Genomic DNA, 23,028 nt, shown 5'->3' on the forward strand with positions numbered 1-23,028 from the left:
CGCCATGCAACTCGACCACGCCACCATCGTCACGCCGGACCTCGCAGCCACTGTGCTTTTTTTCACGCGCGTGGCGGGGCTGACCGACGGACCGCGTCCGCCGTTCGGCGTGCCGGGCCACTGGCTATACAGCGATCGACGTCCGGTATTGCATCTCGTGCAGGCGACGCTTGCCGGCCGGGACGAACGCTCGGCCTCGCGCATCGACCACATTGCATTTCGTGTGGGCAGCGCCGGCGAATGGTCGTCGCTGATCGAGCGCCTGAACCGGGACGGCATCGCCTATCAGATCGCCCATGTCCCGCTGACCGGCGAGCGCCAGTTGTTCGTCCGGCTGGCGACCAGCATCGTTATCGAATTCGTGGGCGCGCTGGCTCCCTGAACCGCCCCAACCTTTTCATCGACCGACTCATCCGGAGATTGCCACCATGACGTCCCCCGCTTCACCGCTATTCACGCCGACTACCGTTGCCGGCCTCCCGCTCCCGCACCGCATTGTCATGGCGCCGATGACGCGTGCCCGCAGCACGCAACCCGGCGACATTCCCAACGCGATGATGGCGGGTTATTACGCGCAGCGCGCCGGTGCGGCGTTGATCGTCACCGAGGCGACGCAGATTTCGCCGCAGGGCAAGGGTTATTCGTTCACGCCCGGCGTCTACAGCGCGGATCAGGTTGCGGGGTGGAAACTCGTCACCGATGCGGTTCACGCGGCCGGCGGGCGGATCTTCCTGCAACTGTGGCACGTCGGGCGCATGTCGCATCCGGACTTCCACGGTGGCGAACTGCCGGTGGCTCCGTCCGCGGTGCCATTCGACGGTTCGATCTGGAAAGTCGATCCGGCAACGGGCGTGGGCGCGATGGTCGCGTGCCCGACGCCGCGCGCGCTGTCCATCGAGGAGATTCACGGCATCGTGGCCGACTTCCGGCACGCGGCGCGCAATGCGATGGCCGCGGGTTTCGACGGCGTGGAAATTCATGGCGCGAACGGTTATCTGATCGACCAGTTCCTGCGTACGACGTCGAACCTGCGCACCGACGAATACGGCGGTTCACGCGAAAACCGTCTGCGCTTTCTGATGGACGTCGTCAACGCGGTGGCCGACGAGGTCGGCGCCGAACGCACCGCCATCCGCCTCGCGCCGTTCCTGACCGCGCGCGGCATGAACTGCCCGGACATCCCGCCGACGATGCTCGAAGCCGCCGGGTTCCTGCAGTGGCGCGGCATCGGTTATCTGCATCTCGTCGAAGCCGACTGGGACGATGCCCCGCAATTCACCGAAGCGTTCCGTCAGGACATCCGCGGGCGCTTCACGCGCCCGATCATCGTCGCCGGCAAGTACGACAAGGCGCGCGCCGAATGGGTTTTGTCGAAAGGTTATGCCGATCTCGTTGCATTCGGCCGGCCGTTCGTCGCGAACCCGGACCTCCCGCGCCGCCTGGCGGAGAACCTGCCGCTGGCCGACTTCGACGGCAGCACGCTCTTCGGCGGCACGGAGCACGGCTATAGCGACTACCCGGACTGGGCCGACGAAGACGCCGCAACGAAGCACAACGCGATTGTCTCGTGAGCGAGCGCGCCGCATCACCGTTCGGTCCACAATGGATCAACCCGTAACCTGAACAGGAAATCCGCATCATGAACAAACTGGCATCCACCCGGGTACTCGTCGTCGGCGGCAGTTCCGGAATCGGTCTCGCTACAGCAAAGGCCTTCGCTGAACTCGGCGCGGACGTGCTGATCGCATCGCGCAACGCAGACAAGCTCGCGCATGCGACCGCACAGATCGGCGGCAAGATCAGCACAGCCGTACTCGACACGACCGACGAGGCCGCGGTCGAAGCGTTCTTCAGCCATGCCGGCCAATTCGATCATGTCGTCATCTCGGCCGCGCAGACCCCGGGCGGACCGGTGCGCAAGCTGCCGCTACAGGACGCCTATGCGGCGATGAACAGCAAATTCTGGGGCGCCTATCGGGTCGCGCGAGTCGTCGATATTGCAGCGGGCGGGTCGCTCACGTTCGTTTCGGGTTTCCTGAGCGTGCGACCCAGCCAGAGTTCGGTTCTTCAGGGGGCGATCAACGCCTCGCTGGAGGCACTCGCGCGTGGCCTGGCTCTCGAACTGTCGCCGGTGCGCGTGAATACGGTCTCGCCCGGCCTGATCGCGACGCCGCTCTGGGACAGGCTCGAAGCCGAGGCACGGCAAGCCATGTACGACGGCGCAGCGGCACGGCTGCCGGCAAAGCGTGTCGGCCAGCCCGAAGACGTTGCCAACGCCGTGGTCTATCTGGCGGCGACGCCGTATGCGACCGGTTCGACCGTGCTCGTGGACGGCGGCGGCGCGATCGCCTGAGCGACTGGCCGGGGGCCGTGGCCTGTTCGTCATCAACGGGGTCGGCCCACTGTCTCAGACCATCTCTCTCGACGTCACCATGCGCACGCCGGGCTGCCGTTCGAGCACCGACTCGACCAGCACCTTCGCGATGTTGCCGACGGGATTGACCCGCAACCCACGCGGCAGGAGCGGACGAAGCAGCGTGGCGACAGGCATCACGATCCGCTCGGCAAGACGGAACTCTTCCCGCTCTGCGCCGATCATGCCCGGCCGCACGATAGTGACGGACGGGAATCCGATGCCCTTGATGTCCCGTTCGACCTCGCCTTTGGTCCGGCAATAGAGCAACGGAATGGACAGGGACGCGCCGGGCGACGACACCAGTGCAACAACATCGGCGCCGTTCCGGTGTGCCCGTTCCGAAAAAGCCATCGGCAATTCGTAGTCGACGTGGCGAAACGCGGTTTTCGATCCGGCTTTGCGAATCGTCGTCCCCATTGCGCAGATCACGGCATCCACTTTCCACGCGTTTGCCTCGGGCAACAACTGGTCGAGTTGCGCCGCAACCGGATTCACGAGTTTCGGATGAGGAGGAAGGCGGCGACGCGTCGGCGCAATGACCTGCTCGACACGAGCCTCCGCCAGCGCCCGGGCAAGCGTGGCCTTTCCTGTCACCCCTGTTGCACCCAGAATCAGAATTTTCATGGTCGTCGTATTGTGCCCCGTTACCGGGGCGATTTTTTTTCATCGTGCATCAAAAGCATCCCCGGCCGCCTGCCGCTACCGATTGAAACTGTTTTTCCTCGCGAACCGCTTATCGCTTGCCGGGCGACCCGATAGTCTCGGTCCGCTTTCAACGCAGAAACAGGACTTTTCGTGGCACAGCAACAGGCAACTCACTGGATCGGCGCGCTGTATCGGCTCGAACGCTGGACACCCTGCGGCCAGCCCGCCACCGGCCGTCCGCTCGCCGTCGCCCAGCAGGACAATCTGCAACAGATTTTCGATGAAGGAACACCGCCGCCTGCGTGACAGCGGCCGTATCGCCTGAATGGCGTTGCCCGCGCAGCCAGCACGACGATGTATCATTTCATCACTGGACAGTCTGCAATCACGGTCATTCATGCCCACCCGCCATTCTCCGCGCTCGCCTGCGCCACCCGCCGCTACCGACTGGCCATCGCGCCTGCGCGAGGCGGGGCTTCGCTGCACCGCGCTTACCGTTGCCGTGCTCGAACATCTGGAGAACGCCGGCCAACCCCGTTCGCATGACGAGCTCGCCCGAGATCTGGGCGTCGCGGCAGCTGCGGGGAAAATCGACCGCGTAACCCTGTACCGGATCCTCGACCGGCTGACCACAGCAGGCCTTGTTACCCGCATCCAGGGATCGGACCGCGCCTCGCGCCATGCCATTGCGCAACAGCAGAACTCCGCCGGTTATTTCGAGTGCGATCGGTGCCACAGCATTTCCGCGCTTCCGGAAGACGCGGAACTCGCCGGCGTGCTCGCTCGCATCGAGCGCAGGCTCAGCCGGCGCGGCGTCCATAGTACGAACTCCGCCGTCACGATCCACGGCACCTGCCGCGACTGCTCGACCCACCGCGCGTAAGCGCGCTTGCTCTTTGCGCGCGGCGCGGGCCGGCGCCAGCCATTAACGCCACTCTGTTGCATTAATGGCCAACCCTGCTAACATGGGATTTTCCTCCCGGCACCCGCCGTACCCATGAGCGCACCGATCCCCCGGAGTTTCGCGGCCTGGCAGCACTGCATCGAGCACGAGTGCGGCATCCCGCTGACACCGGCGTTCATCCAGGAACGCCTGGCCATACTGGGCGATGCCGGCAATGCCGAAGCGCAGCGGTTCGCACGGCTCTACGGCGAAGCGCACCGGCAGCGGGTACTGGGCTGGTTCGCCGCCGCCCTCGAAAACACATCGCGTCGGGCGTGATACACGGCGCCCGTTTGCCGGCCGACTCCGTACGCATCAAGAGAACTTCGCCATGACAGCTCTGCTCCCATTCGCTGCCCGCACGTCCGTCGCCGAGGTCGAGGAAGGCCGCTCGCTCTCCCCGAAATTCGGCCCGGACGGGCTGATTCCCTGCGTCGTGACCGATGCCGCGCGCGACGACGTGCTGATGGTCGGCTACATGAACCGGGAAGCCCTTGCCCTCACGATCGAGACCGGCATCGCGCACTACTGGAGCCGCAGCCGCGAGACGCTGTGGTCCAAGGGCGCGACGAGCGGTCTGACCCAGCGGGTGGTCGAGATGCGCATCGACGACGACCAGGACGCGCTATGGATCCGCGTCGACGTGGCAGGCAGCGGCGCAAGCTGCCATGTCGGCTACCGCAGCTGCTTTTACCGGGCCGTGGATCTGCCCGAAACCGGCCTGCGCTTTACGGAAAGCGCGAAGACCTTCGATCCGGCCGCCGTGTACGGCGACGCGCCCAATCCCACGCAGCTCTGACGTTTTCCGGGCGTCAGGCCTGGCGTGATAACCGTCACGCGCGGCCGAACCGGACCGGCTGCCCCATCGGATGCCCCAGTACGACGTCTTCGTGCATCACGACATGGCCGCGAACGATCGTGGCTAGCGGCCAGCCGGTCACCCGCATACCGTCGTAGGGCGTCCACCCGCAGACGCTCGCGATCCAGCGGTTCGTGATTTCGCGCGTTGCCTTGAGGTCGACGAGCGTCAGGTCCGCGTCGTAGCCCACGGCGATGCTGCCCTTTCCCGCCATCCCGAACACCCGTGCAGGCGCGGCGCTCGTCAGTTCCACCAGACGCCGCAGCGACAGCCGCCCCCGGCTGACGTGATCGAGCATGACGGGCAGCAGCGTCTGCACGCCCGGCATGCCGCTGGGCGACTGCGGGTACGGACGCGACTTCTCCTCCAGCGTATGCGGGGCGTGGTCGCTGCCGAGCACGTCTACCGTTCCTTCCCGGAGTGCGCGCCACAGCGCCTCGCGATGCCGCGCATCGCGAACCGGCGGATTCATCTGCGCGAGCGTGCCCAACCGTTCATAACATTCGGGCGCGCACAGCGTCAGGTGATGCGGCAGTACCTCGACCGTCACCCGGTTCCGGTGCGAGGCGAGAAACGCCATTTCTTCCGCCGTCGAGACGTGCAGGATATGCAGCGGCCGCCCCGTTTCGGCCGCCATCCCGACCATCCGGCGCGTCGCATTGATCGCGCTGTCCACGTCACGCCAGCGCCCATGGTCGCGCACGTCGCCCGACGCTTCCACAATCGGACGGCGCTCGCGCAGCCTCGCCTCGTCCTCCGCGTGCACGGCTACGCGCCGCCGGCCATGCGCGAGAATCTGCCGCAGCACGGCATCGTCGTCTGCCAGCAGATCGCCGAACGAGCTGCCCATGAAGACCTTGACGCCGGCGCACCCCGGCAGGGTTTCCAGATGGCCGAGTTCGCCGGCGTTGACGGACGAGCCGCCGATATAGAACGCGACATCGCACCATGCCCGCCCCGACGCAGCCGCGATCTTCCGTTCGAGGTCCGCGCGGTGCAGCGTCGTCGGACGGGTGTTCGGCATCTCGAATACGGCCGTCACGCCGCCCAGCACCGCGCCGCGCGTGCCCGCTTCGAGATTCTCCTTGTGTTCGAGGCCCGGCTCGCGGAAATGCACCTGCGTGTCGATCACGCCAGGCAGCACGTGCAGGCCGTCTGCCTCGACAACCTCACTGGCGCTCCAGCCCCGCGCGTCGAGAGACACGATGCGGCCATCCACGCACGCGATGTCCGCCTCCACGCTTCCTTCCGGCGTGACCACGGTGCCGCTCCGCACCAGCAGATCGGCATGGCGCCTGGCTGCGCCCAGTGTCGTCAGCATGCCGGCGCACACGCCGCAGTGCTGGCCAGTTCGTCCAGGATGCCGGTCGCCGCTTCACGGCGCACGGCATCCGAGAAGCCGATCAGCGCGGGCGCGACGCGTCCCATGCGCGGGTTGTACGCATCCCGCCGGAAGCACTGCGCATAGCCAGTAGCAGTCTCATGCACGATGACCGACTGGACGCTGACGTCCGCCTCGCCATTGCGCATCGGCATCGCGCGCATCACCGCATCGATCAGCACGAAGAACACGCGCGACAGCTGCTCGGCGCTGGGCGACACCGGCAGCGCGATCCACCGCTGCGAGTGGCTGCGGCACATTGCGATATAGGCAGGATCGTCGCACTTCCAGAACACGAGCGTGTGATCGAACGCATCGACGATCTCCCGGACTTCTGCCTTGAGCAGGCCGAAGTCGTAGACCATCTGGCCGTGATCGAGCGCATCGGCTTCGAGGATGATCTCCACGCGATACGAATGGCCGTGGATCGACCATGCGCAACGGTGCGACGACGCGTGCCGCACGACATGTGCGCCTTCGAACGAGAACAGTTTGCGGATCAGCATCAGTATTTCCTTACGGTCACAGCTCGTTCGCGATGCGGCGGTATCCCTGAACGAGCCTCACATTGGTCTGCGCAACGTCCTCGGAGAACTCCGATGCGCTGGCGGTCACCTTCGGGATCGCCGACAGGTCCGTGCCCGGTCCGATGCGCTGGGTCGACGGCACGTAGAAGCCCGCGGGAAGGTTGCAGCCGTCGACCACCGCGTTGTGGCGCACGACGCAGCCTTCGCCGACCGTGCAGTTGAACAGCACGCTGTTGAAGCCGATGAATACGCGGTCGCCGACCTTGCAGGGACCGTGCACGATGGCGCGATGGGCGACGGACGTATGGCAGCCGATCGTGACCGCCGCGCCCGACTTCGAATGAATCACGACGCCATCCTGGATGTTCGAGTGCGCACCGATATGGATCGGCTCGATGCCGCCCTGCGCGTCCGTCTCGTCCGCCCGGATGACCGCATACGGGCCGATGAACACGTTCTCCGCGACGATCACCCGTCCGCAGAGGATGGCAGTCGGATCGACAAACGCGCTTTCATGGACGACCGGCAGATCGCCGCGTGGATTCTTGCGGATCATGCCGGCACTCCGTGGTTCCGGCGCCAGACGGTCCCGTCGGACAGGTCCTCGATCGGGATGCCTGCGCGCAGCGCATCGGCCTCGCCCGATGCGGGCCGCCGGCGTGCCTCGGCGCGGCGGCCCATGGGCAGTTCCACTGAGGCGTCGCCCGTTGTGGACGTCCCGCCGGTATGACCACGCAACGCATCCACCAGCCGGTGCAGGCGGGCGGGCGCGGTTCCAGAGCACGACGCAGCGGGACCGCACGCATACAACGTCACCGCGTCGGACGCCCTGGTCCGCGGAGGCGCCCGCCGGCGGGTCAGCGTCTTGCATAGCGCAACGGGGTGCCTCGTCATCCGGAATGCGCCTCCTGCGCGCGGATGGCGTCCACCGCGCTGAACAGACTGAACGTGGATTCGATCGTTTCGCGTTCGACCGCGCGGGTAATGAACACGATCCGCGAGCGACGGTCCTCACCCGGCCACGCGTCGAGCGGCACCATCGGATGGAATACGTGCTGCACGCCGTGAATGACGATCGGCGTGTCCCTGCCTTCCACGTTCAGGATCCCTTTGATCCGCAACATCGACGGCCCCATCAGCGACAGCAGCACGTCCAGCCAGTCGGTCAGCACCTGGATCGGAATGGGGTCGTCGACCGTGAAGCAGAACGCACGGATCTGGTCGTCGTGACGGTTGACGTCGTGCGCGTGGCCATGATGTTCGTCGTGGTGGTGGGACGCTTCATGGTCATGCGGCTTGCCGGCATGACCCTCATGCGCGTCGTGACGATCATGTCCGCGCCCCTCGTCATGCCGATGCGCATGCGGGTCGTCATGACCATGGCCGTGGCCCGTTTCTTCGTGGCGGTGGCCAGGGTCGCCGGAACGGTACTGCTCCTCGGCCAGCCACCGTTCGACGTCCGCAATCTTGCCGTCCACCGTGAAGAGGCCAAGATCCAGTATCTGGCTGGCCGCCAGTTCGCCGTGACTGACGCGGATGCTCACCGCCGCCGGGTTGATCGCGCGCAGCCGGCCGGCAAGCCGGTCCAGTGCGTCCGCCTCCACGAGATCGGTCTTGGTCAGCAGCAGCCTGTCGGCCATCGCGGCCTGCTTGACCGCCTCGACATGGGCGTCGAGCGTGGCCTCGCCATGGCGGGCGTCGATCGTCGTGACCAGTCCGTCGAGCCGGTAGAGATCCTTCACGTCGCGATGCGTCGCCAGCGTCTGCACGATGGGCGCCGGATCCGCCAGCCCCGTCGTCTCGATCACCACCCGGCTGAACTGACGACGTCCTTCGCGGGCGAATCGCCAGTGAATGTCCTTCAGGGTGCGGACCAGATCGCCCCGGATCGTGCAGCACAGGCATCCGCTGCTCATCTCCACCACGATGTCCTCGCGGCTGTGGGCGACCAGCAGGTGATCGAGCCCGATCTCGCCGAACTCGTTGATGAGCACCAGCGCATCCGCCATTTCCGGCTGCTGCACCAGCCGGTTCAGCACGGTCGTCTTGCCGCTGCCGAGAAAACCCGTCAGCAGGGTTACCGGAATCAGGTCCATTGCGTTCTCCGCGTGTCGTGTGTCCAGCTTGCCGATATCCAGCGGCTGCGCGTCGCTGCCGGTGCGCGACCCGCGCCCGCGTCGCGACGGCCGTTGCCTGTCACGATGCGAACGGCGGGTCGCCGCGCCGGGCAGCGGACTCATGCCGCGCCTTCCTCCTCGGGCACCCGGCCACCCCACGCGGGGAACGGGTCGTCATACTGCGTCCACCCGTGCGGGCCTTCCGCCATTTCGGCGTCGGTCAGCAGGCACGCATCCAGACGCTCGCGCAGTGCCGGCTCGTCCATGTCGATGCCGATCAGCACCAGTTCCTGACGTGCGTCACCGACGTTCGGCTCCCAGCTGCGATCGATGAATTCGAGCGATTCGGGATCGGTCGGCCAATGCGACTTCGGCACCGCCGCCCACCAGAGCCCCGCCATGCCATGCCGGCATACCGCCCCCGCCTGCGACCACGAACCCGCGTGGGTCGGACGGCTCGCGAGCCAGAAGAACCCCTTCGAGCGCACGACGCCCGGCCATTCGCTGTTGACGAGGTCCGAGAAGCGCTTCGGATGCATTGGACGCCGGGCGCGCCACACGAAGCTGCGAATCCCGTACTCCTCGGTTTCCGGCGTGTGTTCGCCGCGCAGTTCCCGCAACCAGCCCGGCGCCTTCGACGCTTCCTCGAAATCGAACAGCTTCGTGTCCAGTACCCGATCGAGCGGCACGCGACCGAATTCGGAGATCTCGATCCCGGCCCGCGGATTCAGGCGGTGCAGGATGGCCATCAAACGCTCGCGGTCTGCCTCGTCGATCAGGTCGGTCTTGTTCAACACGATGACGTCACAGAACTCGATCTGCTCGATCAGCAGGTCAACGACGGTGCGCTCATCCTCGTCGCCGAGCGATTCGCCGCGCGAGCGCAAGCTGTCCTGCGAGCTGTAGTCGCGCAGGAAATTGAACGCATCGACGACCGTCACCATCGTGTCGAGCCGTGCGACGTCGGACAGGCTTTGACCGCCCTCGTCCGCAAACGTGAACGTTTCCGCCACGGGCAGCGGCTCGGAGATGCCGGTCGATTCGATCACGAGCTGGTCGAAGCGGCCCTCCTTCGCGAGGCGGTTGACCTCCAGCAGCAGGTCTTCGCGCAGCGTGCAGCAGATGCAGCCGTTGCTCATCTCGACGAGCTTCTCGTCGGTGCGCGAGAGCTGCGCGCCGCCGTCGCGAACCAGCGCCGCGTCGATGTTCACCTCGCTCATGTCGTTGACGATGACGGCCACGCGCCGTCCTTCGCGATTGTTCAGGATGTGGTTCAGCAGCGTGGTCTTGCCCGCGCCGAGAAAACCTGAAAGGACCGTCACCGGCAGTCGTGCATCCATGAAGTAACTCCTTGTTTCCGTATCAGGGGATATCGATCGCAACCATGACGCGCGGGCCGGCGCCGGGCGGCATCGCCGGCGAACGGTGAATCGCCCCGCGCGAGCGTCTATCGGGCCACCGCTCGCCCTTGAGGACGGCAACGGCGAAGAGGGGAATGCGGTGAACGCCCGCGCTGTCGAGAATCAGGCCCGAGAACTCGTCCGGCAGTCCATTGCTGCCCGGCCCGAGCCGGCTGCGATCGGCACACCGGCCTTCGAGATAGTCGGTGCCGGGACCACGCCACGTACATAACAGTCGTGCTGGCACGTTATCGACGTGAAAGCGCGGGCATGTGGTCCGCGTGGCGACCTCGATGCGCAGCCTTGCACTGCGGCTGCCGAGCAATGCACAGAGCGTCGCCGCCAGCGTTGCAAGCTCGCGCCCGAACGCTGCGGACCCCGGTAGCCGCGGCCACGGGCCGTCGACCGCCGGCTCGTCTTTCTCCCAGAGCGCCATCCAGCGCGCGGCATCGGTACCCGCGCGAATGACCGCATCCAGGTAGCCGCACACGCGTGCGTCGCGGCTCCGCCGCGCCCATGCGATCTCGCACCCCGGTTCGTGGATCGCAGACAGTTCGCTCGCCAGGTGTTCGCACGCCTGTTCGCAGACGCCGACTTCTTCCGCATGCATGACCCGCTTCCTCAGTCCAGCTCCGGAGCCAGGCGGGGACCTTCCCCACGCTCCAGCGTATGCCCGGATTATAGCCATAAATGCAACTTTGTTGCATTTATGAGGCGCCGGCTTTGTGCGGCTGCGCACGGACAGCGGAGAGCGGCCCGGATAGATAGCCAGACTCGTGCAGGCTGCCGGTGACGATCCCGTAACGCTCTGGACTGCGCTGCACCGGAGCGACATGCGCCGGCTCTGGCTTCCGGCGCATGTCCGTGGGGCCATGCTCGATGTCGTAGAACTCCGCCCGCCCGCCGCGATACACGGCGCTCGTTCAGCGCATCGCCGGAGCCGACGCCACCACCTCGTCGTCGTCATTGACCAGACGTCCGGTGTTGTATTCGGTCAGGTCGTTCTTGAACCGGCTGTAGAACACGCCCACGCTGCCCCTGTTGGGGCCGCTCGCGAAGCACAGGGACAGGTGGGTCGATACGGCCTTGTCCTTCTGCGCCTCCGGATTGCCGATGAGACACTGCCCGGCCGCATCATGTGGACCGTTCGCATGCAGTTCGTAAAGCGCCGGTGCGCGCTCCGTGTAGGCGGCGTTGCCGGCAACCGACCAGGCTGGGTCAGCTTGAACGGGCATTCAGACGCCATGGACAACGCCCTGCTTTCAAGGTGGATTGATTGCAGCCGATCGATAAACGACGCCCCTCGGTCATCGAAAGCGTGTTTCCACATGACGCCAGTGTCGATTTGCGGTGCGCACGGCCACACTACCTGACGAATAGATTCCAGTCGCGACGCATAAAACCCATGCACGGCGAGCCGCCCCGCTTGTCTTTGTCGCACTGCAAGGCTAGATTCACGTTCAAACGGTACCAATTCGTGCGGATCACGAATGATCGTCCGTCGTTCGGGCCTGGTGACATTCGAGACCCTTCGAAGGTGACTTGACATGCGGCACGGCAACAGAGGTACCGATCATCATCGCGTCCCCGAAGCAGAAACGTACGCGCATCTCGCCGGGGCGAGTTTCGTGCTGGCCGCGGTGCTTGCAATTTTCGCGTGTTCCGGCACCCTCGGGGCCGAGTTTCGCTGGATCGCCCCGCTTGCCGCCGCCGCGCTGAACGTCCTGCTCGTGGCCGTGGCCGCCCAACTCGCTGCCGAACCGCAGTCGCCGCCCCCCGCGGCGCCCACCGGCCCCACGGACTGGAACCTCCTGCGCGCATCATGGTGGCGCGCCGCCCCCGACTTCGCACGCGCGGCGTTGCGCACGGTTCGGTGGTGGCCCTGGTGCGTGCTGATCGGCGCCACCTTTTCGTTGCTGCTTTGCGCCGCCACCTGGTTCGTCTTCGGCCAGCGGCCCCTCGCATGGAGTCCTTCGGCGCATGGCGCCGTGGTGCTCGCGTGCGCCGCGGCGCTCGTGCTCGCCTTCGTCACGCTCGTCGCCGAACGTCTTTTCGCCGCGCGCGCCAACGCGAACCACGCCGATGCCGTCCTCGCCGGCGCATTGCGCGTCGTGCTCGTCACCGCGCTCGTCGGCGCGGCCTGCGCCGCGCTGTACGCATGGGCATCGGTCGACGCACGCTGGCTCGCCTGGGCAGCCGCGCTTCTGCCCGCCGCGATCGCCTGCGAGTACGCGGTACGCGCCGCGCTCACGTGGTTCATGCCGCCCAGCGCATCGGCCACGCCGGTCCAGGTCGTCGACAGCACGATCGCGCACTGGCTGATGCGTCCGCCCGCATCGCCCGCCGAACTCGGCGCTTCGCTGCGCCGCCGCTATGGCATCGACCTGCGCCAGAGCTGGGTGCTCTACAGCACCGTGCGCATGCTGCCTGCCGTGTGCGTGGCGCTCGTGACCGTCGCATGGCTGCTGAGCGGCGTCACGATCCTGCAGCCCGACCAGCGCGCCGTCTACGAGCGCTTCGGCGCCCCCGTCGCGGTGTGGCAGCCGGGTCTGCACGCGGGGCTGCCCTGGCCGTTCGGCCAGGCCCAGGTGCTCGACAACGGCGCGGTGCGCCAGATCGTCGTGTCCAGCGGCGCGGACGCCATGGACGACGGCGGTGACGGGAGCGCCGCCGCGCCGCCGATCGACGCCGACGCCCGCACGCCCGAACAGCTCGACCGCCTCTGGGACGTCGTCCATCCGTGGGAGACCACCCAGGTGATCGCGGGCGGCAACAGCCAGCAGCAGAACTTCGAGATCGTGAGTGCCGATGTGCGGCTCGACTATCGCGTCGGCGCGAGCGATGCCGACGCACGCGCGTCGCTCTATCGCGCAGCCGACGTCCCCGCCGTCGTGCGTGCCGTCGCGAACCGCGAAGTCGTCCGTTATCTCGCTTCGCATACGCTCGATGCACTGATCGAGGCGCGCCAGACCGTCATCGCCGAGCGCCTCCGCCGCGCCGTGCAGCAGCAGCTCGACACACTCGGCAGCGGCATCGAGGTCGTGGCCGTGGTCATCGAAAGCGTGCATCCGCCCGCGGGCGTGTCGGCGGCGTGGCATGACGTGCAGGCCGCGCAGATCCGCGCGGCGGCGAGTGTCGCGCAGTCCCGCGCGCTCGCGGCGGGATTGATGGGCCAAGCGCAGGAACAGGCGCAGACGGGCATCGCCGCAGCAAGTGCTGCGGCCGCCGAAACGCTCGCTACTGCGCGCGCGCAACAGACCACTTTCGCCGCCGACATCGCCGCCGGACAAGCGGGCGGTCGCGCGTTCGCCTTCGAGTACTACCTGCATAACCTGCAAAAGGGTCTGCAGAACGCCAACCTCACGGTGATCGACGATCGCCTCGTGACCGGCAACCGCGCGACGATCGACCTGCGTTCGTACAACGCGGGCGACGCCGCCGGCGCGAAACGGCTGTATTGAACCTGAACGTCCATTCCAATCGCGAGGAGCATGGATTGAGCGGCTCACACTTTCCTTTCCATCACGGTCACGCGGGCCATGCGCACGCTCATCGCGGTCACGGCGACGCGCAAGCGGGCGGCGGCGGCAAGGGCTTCGCGTGGCGTGTCGCGCTGGCGCTGCTCTGCGTCGTGATCGCAGCGGTAATCGCCAGCGTCGTGCAGGTTCACGAAGGCGAAGCCGCCGTCGTCACGCGCTTCGGAGAACCCGTGCGCGTCGTGCTCGATCCGGGCCTCGCGTGGCGCCTGCCCGCGCCCATCGAAGCCACGGTGCCGGTGGACCTGCGCCTGCACACGACGTCGAGCGGACTGCAGGACGTCGGCACGCGCGACGGCCTGCGCATTCTCGTACAGGCTTACGTGGCGTGGCGCGTGCCCGACAACGCCGCGGACGTGAGCCACTTCGTGCGCGCGGTGCGCAACCAGCCGGACGAAGCCGCACGCCAGATCCGTTCGCTGCTCGGCTCCGCGCTGCAAACCATCACCTCCGGTTTCGACCTCGCGACGCTCGTCAACACCGACCCGAACCAGGTGAAGATCGGCGCCTACGAGGACGAACTGCGACGCCAGATCGACGCGCAGCTTTACGCCACCTACGGCGTCCACGCGGTGCAGGTCGGCCTGGAGCGCCTCACGCTCCCCGCGGCGACGCTCTCCGCGACGGTCGAGCGCATGCGCGCCGAGCGCGAAACGGTTGCGGCGCAGCGCACCGCCGAAGGCAGACTCCTGGCGGCGCAAGTCCGCTCGGACGCCGACCGGGACGCGCGTATCGCCGTCGCCGACGCCAACGCGAAGGCCGCCGGAATCGAGGCGCAATCGCGCCGTGACGCCGCCGCCATCTACGGCAGGAGTTATGCGGGCAACCCGCAGCTCTACACGATGCTGCGCTCGCTCGACACGCTCTCGACCGTCGTGAACGCCAACACGAACCTGATCCTGCGCACCGACGCCGCGCCCTTCCGCGTGCTCGTGCAGGGTCCGCCGGGACTCGATGCGCCCGGCAGCGGCGCCGCCGCCAACGCTCGCCGCGCGCCATGAGCACCGGCTCGTTCGCGTCCCGCCACGGTCCCGGCGCGCAGGCCGTGCGCGCCGCGTTCTGGTTCATTGCCGTGGTCGCGGCGCTGGCCGCCCTCGCGTGGGCATGCTCGAACGTGCAGCGCGTGCCGCCCGACAGCCAGGCCGTCGTGATGCGTTTCGGCAAGTTCGTGCGCCACCAGAGCGCGGGCCTGCTGATTGCCTGGCCGCGCCCGTTCGAAACCGTCGTGCTGCTGCCCGGACCCGCGCGCGTGCTGGTGCAGCCCATCGCCGAACTCGACCGGGACGCGCGTGCGCGCGCGCTAGACCCGGCGCCCGCCGATACGACGACGCCATCCAGCGACAGGTCAACGGGAAGCGTCCATCCTGGCGACGCAACAAGCGCGAACGGCCCCCTGCTCTCCGATGCGCTCGCCGGCTCGGGCTACGTGCTCACGGGCGACGCCGCCGTCGTGCAGTTGGCGGCAACGCTCTACTACCGCGTGAGTTCGCCGTACGACTACGTGGTGCAGCAGCCGCTGCTTTCGTCCGCGCTCGAACGGTTGACCGCATCCGCGGTGGCCGAGGTGGGCGCCTCGCGCGATCTGGATGCGATTCTCGTCGCCCGCCCCGAACTGCTCGCCGCCGATGCCCGGATGGCCGCCCAGCGCGAGCGGCTGCGCGACGACATCGCACGCGCGGTCGAGCGCCGCCTGCAGGCGCTCGAAGCGCGTCATGCGGGACTCGGCATCGAGGTGTCGCGCGTGGACGTGCAGGCGAACCTGCCGGCTGCGGCGGTCGATGCGTTCAACTCGGTCCTCAGTTCGCTGCAGACCGCGGAGCGCAACATCGCCGACGCGCGCACGGCGGCCGAGACGACGCGTCAGGCAGCCCGGCAGCACGCGGACCAGATCCTGCAGAACGCGCAGGCCAGCGTCACCGAACGCGTGACGACAGCCCAGGCGGAAACTCAGACCATCCTGCAGCTCGAAGCGCCACTCGATGCGAACAGCGACCCCGGCCTGCTCGCACGGGCCTACCGCGACCGGGTCGCGCAGATTCTCTCGAAGGCGGGCCGCGTCACGACGATCGATCCGTACGACACGTCGAGCCTCGTGCTTCCCGGGAGGGCACAGTGAACGCAAACGTGGACCCCGTCATTCGTCCGGCCGGGAACTCCGCGCCGGCACGCGCCGAATCGGGCGAGCACGACGCGCACGGGCCAGCCGCGCCTTCGGTTGGCGGCGCCTCCCTGCCCGGCGTCACGCTCGCGCCCGCCGAGCGCCGCGCGATCTCGCGGCGCATCGTGCTCGCGCTCGCGGCGGCCGGCTTGCTGCTGCTCTCGCTGGTCTGGCGCGTCGTGACATCCCAGGGACCGGCGCTCGCCGATCTGCTCGCCGGACTCGCCTCGGTGCTCGTCGCCGGGCCGGTGTTCGCCGGCGCCTGGCACAGCCTGAAGTCGCCGGATCTGCATGGCGTCACCGACCGGCTCATTGCGCTCGCGATGCTCGCCGCGTGGGCCACCGGCGACATGGTCACGGCCGCCCTGCTGCCCGTCGTCATGACGTTCGGACACGCGCTCGAAGAACGCAGCGTGTTGGGCTCGCAGGAGGCGATCCGCGCGCTGTCCCGGCTCGCTGCAACGCATGCGAGGCGCATCAAGGCGGACGGCACCGCCGAGGACGTGCCCGCCGAATCGCTCGCGCCCGGCGACCTGCTCGAAGTCGCCGCCGGCGCGCGCATTCCGGCGGACGGTGTCGTGAAGAGCGGCCGATCCGCCGTCGACAACAGCCCGATCACGGGCGAGTCGCTGCCGCTCGAAGTCGTCGCGGCGGATACGGTGTATGGCGGCGCGATGAATCTCGACGGCGCGCTGCGCGTGGAAGTCACGCAGGTGGGCGGGCAATCGACGCTCGGCAAGATCGTCGAGTTGCTCGCACACGCCGAGCGCGCCAAGCCGCCCATCACCGAGGCGCTCGAACGCTACATGGGCGGTTATCTCGCGCTCGTGCTGCTGTGCGCGGCGCTCGTGTGGTTCGTCTCGGCGAACGCATCGGCGATGCTCGCCGTGATCGTCGCCGCCTGCCCTTGCGCGCTCGTGCTCGCGGCTCCAGCGACGGCCATCGCCGGCATCGCCGTGGGCGCGCGCCACGGCCTGCTATTGCGCAACGCGGCGTTCCTCGACCGCGTGGCCGACCTCGACTCGCTCATCGTCGACAAGACCGGCACCCTCACGCACGGCGAACTGCACGTCGTCGACGTCGCATTGCAGCCGGGCGCCGATGCGGCCCAGGTCTTCGCGCTCGCCGCGCAGTTGAGCCGCGGCAGTTCGCATCCGGTGAGCCGCGCGCTGCAACGCTACGCGAACGCGCACGGCCATCACGCGGCCGGCGAGGACGCCGTGCGCGAACTGCCGGGTCTCGGCGTGGTGGCGCAAACCGCGGACGGGCTCGCCGTGCTGGGCCGCGACGCGTTGCTGCGCGAACACGCGCAGGACCTGCCCGCGCCGCCCGCACTGCACGACGGACCGCTTGCCGGCCTCGTGCTGGACGGCCGGCTGCTCGCCTGGTTCGCGTTCGCCGATACATTGCGTCCGGACGCCATCGATGCTCTCGCCGAACTGCGCAAGCTGGGCCTCGCACGCCAGACGCTGCTCACCGGCGACCGCGAGCCAGTTGCGCTCGAAGTCGCCGCGCAGGTGGGCATCGAGCGCGTGATTGCCGGCGCGCTGCCGCACGACAAGCTCGAATTCGTGAAGCAGGAACTCGCGGCGGGGCGCCGTCCGCTCGTGGTCGGCGACGGCCTGAACGACGTGCTCGCCATCAAGGCGGGCGCGACCAGCATCGCCATTGGCGGACGTGGCGTGGATATCGCGGTCGCCTCCGCCGACGTCGTGCTGCTCGGCGACGACCTGCGCCGCATTCCGGTCTGTGTGAGGCTCGGCCGGCGCTGCCGGCGGACCGCGACGGTCAACGCGATTTTCGGCATTGCGTGGACGGCCGCGGTCATCGCGGTCGCTGCGCTGGGCGTGCTCGGCGCGGTATGGATCGCCGTGCTGCACAACATCGGCACGTTCATCGTGCTCGCCAATGCAGGCAGACTGCTGCGCGTCGCCGAACCCGGCGTCACGCCCGCGCCGCCGCCAGCAAGGGGGGAAAGCGGGCCGGCCGCCGGGCATGACGATGGCGCGCCGCCGACTTCGAGCAGCACGACGCGACGGACGAACTGATCACCGCCATTGCTGCGACCTGCGGCAGCGTTCCGGAACCGCTTCAACTACGACTACAACGCGTTCTATCACCGAATAGCCGGGACCTGGCCTCATGGTGCATTCGGACCAGGGCACGGTGTCCTCAGATTCAGGGGGCTGCTCCAAGCCGCATCCGGCGATCTCCGCGCGGGCCACGCGTAAGCGGCCGGTACCGGCGCAGCCCTTTCTGTCGGCCTTAAATTTTCATATAATAAAAATTAAACCGGTTAAATTGGAAATTATTGTGAAAAAGCGGTTGGACGCTGACCTGCTTCCCTACGAGATAGAGCAGGCGTTGGAGGTGCTCGGCGAGAGCATTTCACTTGCCCGGCGCGCGCGTGGATGGACGCAGGCCGACCTTGCCGCAAAAATCGACGCAAGCGTCAATACCGTGGTCAGTCTGGAAAAGGGAAGGCCATCGGTATCGCTCGGGCAACTGGCAAAGGCGCTGTGGACGCTCGACCGGATAGATCTGTTGCGCGAAGTGGCGGCAGTCGATCGCGATACCATTATTCAGGAAGCGGCCCTCGGCAGCATTCCGCGCCGCGTGAGGTCACGACGTGGCTAAGCGCTCCCATCCGGTCTGGGTCTGGCTGCCAGGCGCGGTCGCGCCACGGGAGTGCGGCATCTTCTCGTGGGAGCCCGGACGAGGTGAATTCGGATACGCCGACGGCTACAAGGCATCGGCTGGCGCGATGCCCATTGATCCGATCAACCTCCCCTTTACGCATTCCCGGAAACCGGCGCTCACGACCGACATGAAGGGCGTTTTTGGCGTACTGCGCGACGCGTCACCGGAAGGTTTCGGACTCGACCTGCTGAATGCGAAGTACGGTAGCGAAATGCTCGACGAACTCGATCGCATGGACCTTGCGTCGGGCGATGGTGTGGGAGCCATAGAGGTCTGTGCGGAAGCACGAATCGAAGCAAAGAGCGCCTTCGTGCCGCCTCCCGAAACGCGCCTGCAGGTCGAGCTTGAGAAGATTGAACCGGGTGTATCTGCGCGGCGCGTGGTGCAGCGGATTGCCGGCACGGACGACGGCACCAGTCTCGGCGGCGAGAAGCCGAAGCTGACCATTACGCGAGAGAGCGCAAGCGGCACCGAATGGTGGATCGCGAAACTACAGGCCCCAAACGATCCACCGTTTCTGACCGCGAGAGAATATGTCGGGATGTCGCTTGCGCGTCGATGTGGCGTCCATACCGCAGACGTCGAGTTTTGCCACATTGGCCCTCATCCCATTACCCTGATCAGGCGCTTCGATCGCGCAGTGACGCCGGCCGGCGTGGAGCGAACCCTGTTCGCGAGCGCGGCCACGCTCCTTCGCCTGAAATCGGATGACCGCGACGATCCGCGTCGCTCGTACGTCAATCTGGCCCACGAGCTCCGTCGATGGTGCGGGAACAGGGAATATGACCCGTCCGAAGAGTTGCGCGAACTCTGGCGCAGGATGGTCGTCAATGCGCTGGTTGGCAACTACGACGACCATCCCCGTAACCACGGCGTGATTTTTACGGAGCGTTCGTGGCGCCTGTCACCGGCTTATGACATCGTGCCCATTCCGGTGAGGAACCCGGAGCAAAGCGGAACCGTGCAGGCGATGGCGATCAACCGCGAAGGCCAGCGCACCGTCACGGCCGCGGCCCTGGTCGCAAGCGCCGAGGTGTTCGAATATTCCGCGGCCGAGGCGTGGGAGATCATTCGGGCGATGGCGGCACAGGTCCATGAAGGGTGGCGTGACCTTTACATCCGCGACTGTGGTCTGACAGAAGAGGAGGCTGACCGGCAGCGATCGGCATTCCGCTTTGCCGAGAAGGTCGTGACCGGCCAGCAGTCGGTCGATCTGGAGGCACTTGCGACTCGACGCGGGGGGCGGCGAGGCACGGCGGGTCGGCGCTGACGCAGAACGAATATCCGCCTCGCGCGGCCGGTTCATGTCGGGTTGCTGTTTGGCATAAAACAGCTTTTAGAGCCTATAAATTTAACTTTATTGCGAATAAAGATCGGCGGGTACTCAACTGGGTCGCGCGGCAGACGCGGATCGCGTGCGCCGCCACGCCGTCGGAGTCGCATTCGGTCAGATACGGCGGAAACAGCAGAATGCCGTCCGCGCCGCTGGCTTCCGCTGCCCGGGCCTGCTCGATCGCCTGCGCGGTGCCGCCGCCCGCCGGCGCGATGACGGGCACCTTGCCCGCCACCTGTTCGACCGCGGCCTTGACGACGCGATCGACCTCGGCGGACGTCAGCGAGAAAAACTCGCCGGTGCCGCCGGCAGCGAAGAGTCCCGCTACGGAATAGCTCGACAGCCAGTCGAGGTTGCTGCGGTAAGCCGCTTCGTCGAACCGGTAGTCGTGGTCGAAATGGGTAACAGGGAAAGAGAGCAGCCCGGCGCTCAACGCGTCGCGCAGTTCCTGTTGTGTGTATTGGCTCATCGGCGTGATTGCTCCATCAAGAATGAGGGAGACTTTAGGAGGTAGACCGATTCACGTAAATTTCAAACAGTGAATCGATCGATACCTTTCCTGGATCGATCGCCGGGAAAGCCAGGAGAGGGATTACCGGTCCGGACGCGGCGCGGCATACTCATGGCGATTTTTCACCGTGGCGCCGGCCACATCGAACGCTTCGACGAACATCGAGCATCTATGACGCATTCGGCCGCCGACGGCGCGACCGGCGTGTGCCTCGCTGATTACATCAGCATGCCGAAGGGAAGTCGGTACCGATTGCATGCGGCCGCCCTTCCATCGACCAGACGCGACGAGCGGGATACCGCTTCGCATAACGGCATTTCCGGGGGGAAGCCAGAAGCGACGCCGCTCGGGTTATAACCAGACCGCGTCCGGAACGCCCTGCTGAAATGCGCTGCCGACCTGAATCCGAATCTTTCCACCAGTCTCAGCAGAGGTAGCCACCCGGCCCCTGTCAACAGGATGCCGCGTATCTTGAGGAGCCGACGCTCCCCGACGTGCCGCTCGACGCCGCCGCGCAACAGCGCATACGGCGCCGGCCCCATCACGACGATCACCACGTCGTTGGACACAACGGCGTCGAAGTTCTCGACGATGGGCGTCGCAGAGCCGAAACGCTCCGCGATCCGCGGCCGGATCTGCCGCCGCACTTCCTGTGCCGCTGACTCCGGCCGGTCATCGACCTCGCCGTTGTTCCACTGCCGATCAATCCCCATCCGCCAGGTTCGTCTCCCTGACCGACCACTGCGCCGCGCTCAGCCCCAATTCCGCAACCGCGCTGCGATCGAGTTCCCGCCACTGCCGCGCGACGGTGCCGAGCGTATCCTCGTCCTGTATTTCCAGCGCTTCGGCACAGGCGAGCAATGCGCCGAGGCAACCCTCCCGCGAGATAAGCGCGCCGCGGATCGCGCAGGACACCCGAAGCTGGTCGAGCAGTTCCGGCAGATCGATCTGCAGAACCACATGCGCCAGCGACAGCATGCCGGTCAGGTACGCCTCGGCGGCAAGATCGCCGGCCGCTGCGTTGCCGGTCGCGATGCGATGCGCCGCCAGTTCCATGAAGCGGGCTCGCGCGACGACCAGTTGAACCAGCGGATTGACCCGCAGCGGCACATCGCTGCTGCCCGCATACAGCAGCAGTTGAACCCAGCGCACCAGCCGACGCGTGCCCACGCGGGCAATCGCATCGTACAGCGTGCGCACGGCAGGAAAAGCACTGGATGCGGTGGCGTTGGCGAAACGCAGGACGTGCATCGCGATGTCCGGATGCGCCTTTAATGCCACTTCAAGCTTCTCCAGATCCGGATCGCCGTTGAGCAACGTCATCAGTTGCAGCAGCTGGCCGGACGAATTTCGCGCCTTGCGCGCGACCAGCACTTCCGGACGGGCGAAGAAATATCCCTGGAAAAGCGAGCAGCCCGCGCGACACGCGCGTTCGAATTCGCCCTGCGTCTCGACCTTTTCGGCGAGCACCGTTTTCCCGGTTCTCGTGAAACGGTTGACGAGGCGAGCCAGATCGTCCGGCACCGTTGCAGCGAGATCGATTTTGACGATGTCGACGGCCTTCAGGATCTCATCCGGAATATGCCGGTCCGGCGTGACGTCGTCGAGCGCGAGTCGATACCCGGCGTCGCGCAGCGCCCGACATCGCGCGACGAGCGAATCGTCGAACTCCACGGTTTCCAGAATTTCCAGCACGAAATCGTCCGGCGACAGCACTTCGAGCACGTCGTCGCGCAGCAGGCCGCTACCGATGTTGATATAACCGGGATGACCGTCGAGGATGCCCGCCGCGCCGAACCAGCCCAATGCGTTTTCCAGCACCTGGGCGCTCGCCTGCCGATCATCGGTCACGCGTGCGGCATTCGTCCAGTTCTGCCTGAACAGCAGTTCGTAAGCCGAAAGTCTCCCCATTCGATCGAGGATCGGTTGCCGCCCCAGGTAGATGTCCGCAACCAGCGTGGGATGGACCTCCGCCGGTTGCGCATCGAGCCGGATTATCGGCGCGCCCCGTCTTTTCATCTTTGAATCCTTCCCCCTGATAAAACCCAGCTTATATGTTGTTCTGAAGTTCTACGATCCTGCCGAACGGAAACGCGCGCTCGTCCGGCGACCAGGGAAGCAGGCGATCGGCCCAGGGCGTCGCCTGGTCAGCACGCGCCGCACGGACACCCGCCCATCTTTCAAATCTTGATCCGGGTTTCCCTGGCTATGGTCTGCTAACCATCATAACGGAAACCAGATGACAACTTTAAATTGCGCCTTCGACGCAAACGTTTTCTCAGGATTGGCGATCAATAAAAGAACGGGATTTACGGTATCGATTTATCCGGCGGTGGAGCGATGGGCGTCGTTGAAAGCAATTCCCCGATCAACAGCCGCGCGGCAACGGGCAGCGCATCGGGGTCCCGGCACACGATCTGCAGCGACCGCTCGACCCACGGCTCGTCCAGCCTGATCTTGACGAGACCCGGCGTCGCGTCCGGAATGCCGATCTCCGGCAGC

At 66.6% G+C, this 23,028-nt stretch carries 23 protein-coding genes and 2 pseudogenes; 13 read left to right on the forward strand and 12 right to left on the reverse strand.

Features of this window, described 5'->3' with window-relative positions:
• Window positions 1-4: 4 nt before the first annotated feature.
• From BLV92_RS30135 to BLV92_RS30145, 3 genes are all read left to right on the forward strand, one after another.
• The gene (locus BLV92_RS30135; RefSeq protein ID WP_090552781.1) at window positions 5-382 is read left to right on the forward strand and encodes a VOC family protein; all 378 of its coding nucleotides are present in this window, start codon (window positions 5-7) and stop codon (window positions 380-382) included.
• A 46-nt stretch (window positions 383-428) separates the two neighbouring features.
• Complete coding sequence (locus BLV92_RS30140; RefSeq protein WP_090552782.1) at window positions 429-1,571, forward strand: alkene reductase; 1,143 nt, start codon at window positions 429-431, stop codon at window positions 1,569-1,571.
• A 68-nt stretch (window positions 1,572-1,639) separates the two neighbouring features.
• The gene (locus BLV92_RS30145) at window positions 1,640-2,353 is read left to right on the forward strand and encodes an SDR family oxidoreductase (protein WP_090552784.1); all 714 of its coding nucleotides are present in this window, start codon (window positions 1,640-1,642) and stop codon (window positions 2,351-2,353) included.
• 54 nt (window positions 2,354-2,407) lie between these two features.
• Here the strand turns inward: BLV92_RS30145 and BLV92_RS30150 are convergent, their stop codons facing one another.
• Window positions 2,408-3,040, reverse strand: coding sequence for a Rossmann-fold NAD(P)-binding domain-containing protein (locus BLV92_RS30150; RefSeq protein ID WP_090552785.1), 633 nt, complete (start codon window positions 3,038-3,040; stop codon window positions 2,408-2,410).
• Window positions 3,041-3,211: 171 nt separating this feature from the next.
• Here BLV92_RS30150 and BLV92_RS32275 point away from each other — a divergent pair, with 171 nt between their 5' ends.
• The 4 genes from BLV92_RS32275 (at window position 3,212) to hisI (ending at window position 4,803) form a co-directional block, all read left to right on the forward strand.
• Window positions 3,212-3,367 (forward strand): hypothetical protein, encoded by a 156-nt coding sequence (locus BLV92_RS32275; RefSeq protein WP_167627167.1) that lies wholly within the window; start codon window positions 3,212-3,214, stop codon window positions 3,365-3,367.
• 91 nt (window positions 3,368-3,458) lie between these two features.
• Window positions 3,459-3,944, forward strand: a complete 486-nt coding sequence (locus BLV92_RS30155) for a Fur family transcriptional regulator (protein WP_167627168.1) — start codon at window positions 3,459-3,461, stop codon at window positions 3,942-3,944.
• Between the two features lie 114 nt (window positions 3,945-4,058).
• The gene (locus BLV92_RS30160; RefSeq protein WP_090552789.1) at window positions 4,059-4,283 is read left to right on the forward strand and encodes a hypothetical protein; all 225 of its coding nucleotides are present in this window, start codon (window positions 4,059-4,061) and stop codon (window positions 4,281-4,283) included.
• 52 nt (window positions 4,284-4,335) lie between these two features.
• Window positions 4,336-4,803: a phosphoribosyl-AMP cyclohydrolase gene (gene hisI / locus BLV92_RS30165; RefSeq protein ID WP_090552791.1), complete on the forward strand. Its 468-nt coding sequence runs from the start codon at window positions 4,336-4,338 to the stop codon at window positions 4,801-4,803.
• Between the two features lie 34 nt (window positions 4,804-4,837).
• On the opposite strand, the gene BLV92_RS30170 is transcribed toward hisI, so the two are convergent.
• The 7 genes and pseudogenes from BLV92_RS30170 to BLV92_RS30200 all read right to left on the reverse strand — a co-directional run.
• A complete protein-coding gene (locus BLV92_RS30170) occupies window positions 4,838-6,184 on the reverse strand; it encodes a dihydroorotase (protein WP_090553179.1) in 1,347 nt (448 codons plus the stop codon).
• Window positions 6,178-6,750, reverse strand: a complete 573-nt coding sequence (locus BLV92_RS30175) for a 6-pyruvoyl trahydropterin synthase family protein (RefSeq protein WP_090552792.1) — start codon at window positions 6,748-6,750, stop codon at window positions 6,178-6,180. The genes BLV92_RS30170 and BLV92_RS30175 overlap by 7 nt, the downstream gene beginning before the upstream one ends.
• 16 nt (window positions 6,751-6,766) lie before the next feature.
• Entirely contained in the window at window positions 6,767-7,327 is a 561-nt protein-coding gene (locus BLV92_RS30180) for a gamma carbonic anhydrase family protein (protein WP_090552794.1), read from the reverse strand.
• A 334-nt stretch (window positions 7,328-7,661) separates the two neighbouring features.
• Window positions 7,662-8,867: a CobW family GTP-binding protein gene (locus BLV92_RS30185; RefSeq protein WP_090553180.1), complete on the reverse strand. Its 1,206-nt coding sequence runs from the start codon at window positions 8,865-8,867 to the stop codon at window positions 7,662-7,664.
• Between the two features lie 140 nt (window positions 8,868-9,007).
• Window positions 9,008-10,228 carry a zinc metallochaperone GTPase ZigA gene (gene zigA / locus BLV92_RS30190; protein WP_090552795.1) on the reverse strand — a complete coding sequence of 407 codons (1,221 nt, stop codon included), beginning with the start codon at window positions 10,226-10,228 and terminating at the stop codon, window positions 9,008-9,010.
• 22 nt (window positions 10,229-10,250) lie between these two features.
• Window positions 10,251-10,898 (reverse strand): DUF1826 domain-containing protein, encoded by a 648-nt coding sequence (locus BLV92_RS32280; RefSeq protein WP_167627169.1) that lies wholly within the window; start codon window positions 10,896-10,898, stop codon window positions 10,251-10,253.
• Window positions 10,899-11,163: 265 nt separating this feature from the next.
• Window positions 11,164-11,505 (reverse strand): annotated as a pseudogene (locus BLV92_RS30200) (TonB-dependent receptor); the annotation flags it as partial.
• 330 nt (window positions 11,506-11,835) lie between these two features.
• On the opposite strand from BLV92_RS30200, the gene hflK reads away from it, so the two are divergent.
• Entirely contained in the window at window positions 11,836-13,749 is a 1,914-nt protein-coding gene (hflK, locus tag BLV92_RS30205) for a protease modulator HflK (protein ID WP_244283976.1), read from the forward strand.
• Between the two features lie 44 nt (window positions 13,750-13,793).
• Here hflK and BLV92_RS32825 read toward each other — a convergent pair whose 3' ends face one another.
• Window positions 13,794-13,958: a hypothetical protein gene (locus tag BLV92_RS32825; RefSeq protein WP_243842478.1), complete on the reverse strand. Its 165-nt coding sequence runs from the start codon at window positions 13,956-13,958 to the stop codon at window positions 13,794-13,796.
• A gap of 39 nt (window positions 13,959-13,997) precedes the next feature.
• Between BLV92_RS32825 and BLV92_RS30210 the strand changes: the two genes are divergently transcribed.
• The 5 genes from BLV92_RS30210 to BLV92_RS30230 all read left to right on the forward strand — a co-directional run bounded on the left by BLV92_RS30210 (window position 13,998) and on the right by BLV92_RS30230 (window position 19,952).
• Complete coding sequence (locus BLV92_RS30210) at window positions 13,998-14,825, forward strand: SPFH domain-containing protein (protein ID WP_244283977.1); 828 nt, start codon at window positions 13,998-14,000, stop codon at window positions 14,823-14,825.
• Window positions 14,826-14,869: 44 nt separating this feature from the next.
• Entirely contained in the window at window positions 14,870-15,940 is a 1,071-nt protein-coding gene (locus BLV92_RS30215) for an SPFH domain-containing protein (RefSeq protein ID WP_244283978.1), read from the forward strand.
• A gap of 8 nt (window positions 15,941-15,948) precedes the next feature.
• Window positions 15,949-18,030: a heavy metal translocating P-type ATPase gene (locus BLV92_RS30220; RefSeq protein WP_244283979.1), complete on the forward strand. Its 2,082-nt coding sequence runs from the start codon at window positions 15,949-15,951 to the stop codon at window positions 18,028-18,030.
• Between the two features lie 94 nt (window positions 18,031-18,124).
• Window positions 18,125-18,619: a helix-turn-helix domain-containing protein gene (locus BLV92_RS30225; protein ID WP_177197898.1), complete on the forward strand. Its 495-nt coding sequence runs from the start codon at window positions 18,125-18,127 to the stop codon at window positions 18,617-18,619.
• Window positions 18,612-19,952, forward strand: coding sequence for a type II toxin-antitoxin system HipA family toxin (locus BLV92_RS30230; RefSeq protein ID WP_090552802.1), 1,341 nt, complete (start codon window positions 18,612-18,614; stop codon window positions 19,950-19,952). Before BLV92_RS30225 ends, BLV92_RS30230 begins: the two co-directional genes overlap by 8 nt.
• A 115-nt stretch (window positions 19,953-20,067) precedes the next feature.
• Here the strand turns inward: BLV92_RS30230 and BLV92_RS30235 are convergent.
• The 3 genes and pseudogenes from BLV92_RS30235 to BLV92_RS30245 all read right to left on the reverse strand — a co-directional run.
• Window positions 20,068-20,484, reverse strand: a pseudogene (locus tag BLV92_RS30235) (dihydrodipicolinate synthase family protein); the annotation flags it as partial.
• A 260-nt stretch (window positions 20,485-20,744) separates the two neighbouring features.
• Window positions 20,745-21,239, reverse strand: a complete 495-nt coding sequence (locus BLV92_RS30240; protein WP_090552805.1) for a helix-turn-helix domain-containing protein — start codon at window positions 21,237-21,239, stop codon at window positions 20,745-20,747.
• The gene (locus BLV92_RS30245) at window positions 21,229-22,545 is read right to left on the reverse strand and encodes an EAL and HDOD domain-containing protein (protein WP_090552807.1); all 1,317 of its coding nucleotides are present in this window, start codon (window positions 22,543-22,545) and stop codon (window positions 21,229-21,231) included. Before BLV92_RS30245 ends, BLV92_RS30240 begins: the two co-directional genes overlap by 11 nt.
• Window positions 22,546-23,028: the final 483 nt, after the last annotated feature.

This window comes from Paraburkholderia caballeronis (assembly GCF_900104845.1).
Taxonomy (GTDB): domain Bacteria; phylum Pseudomonadota; class Gammaproteobacteria; order Burkholderiales; family Burkholderiaceae; genus Paraburkholderia; species Paraburkholderia caballeronis.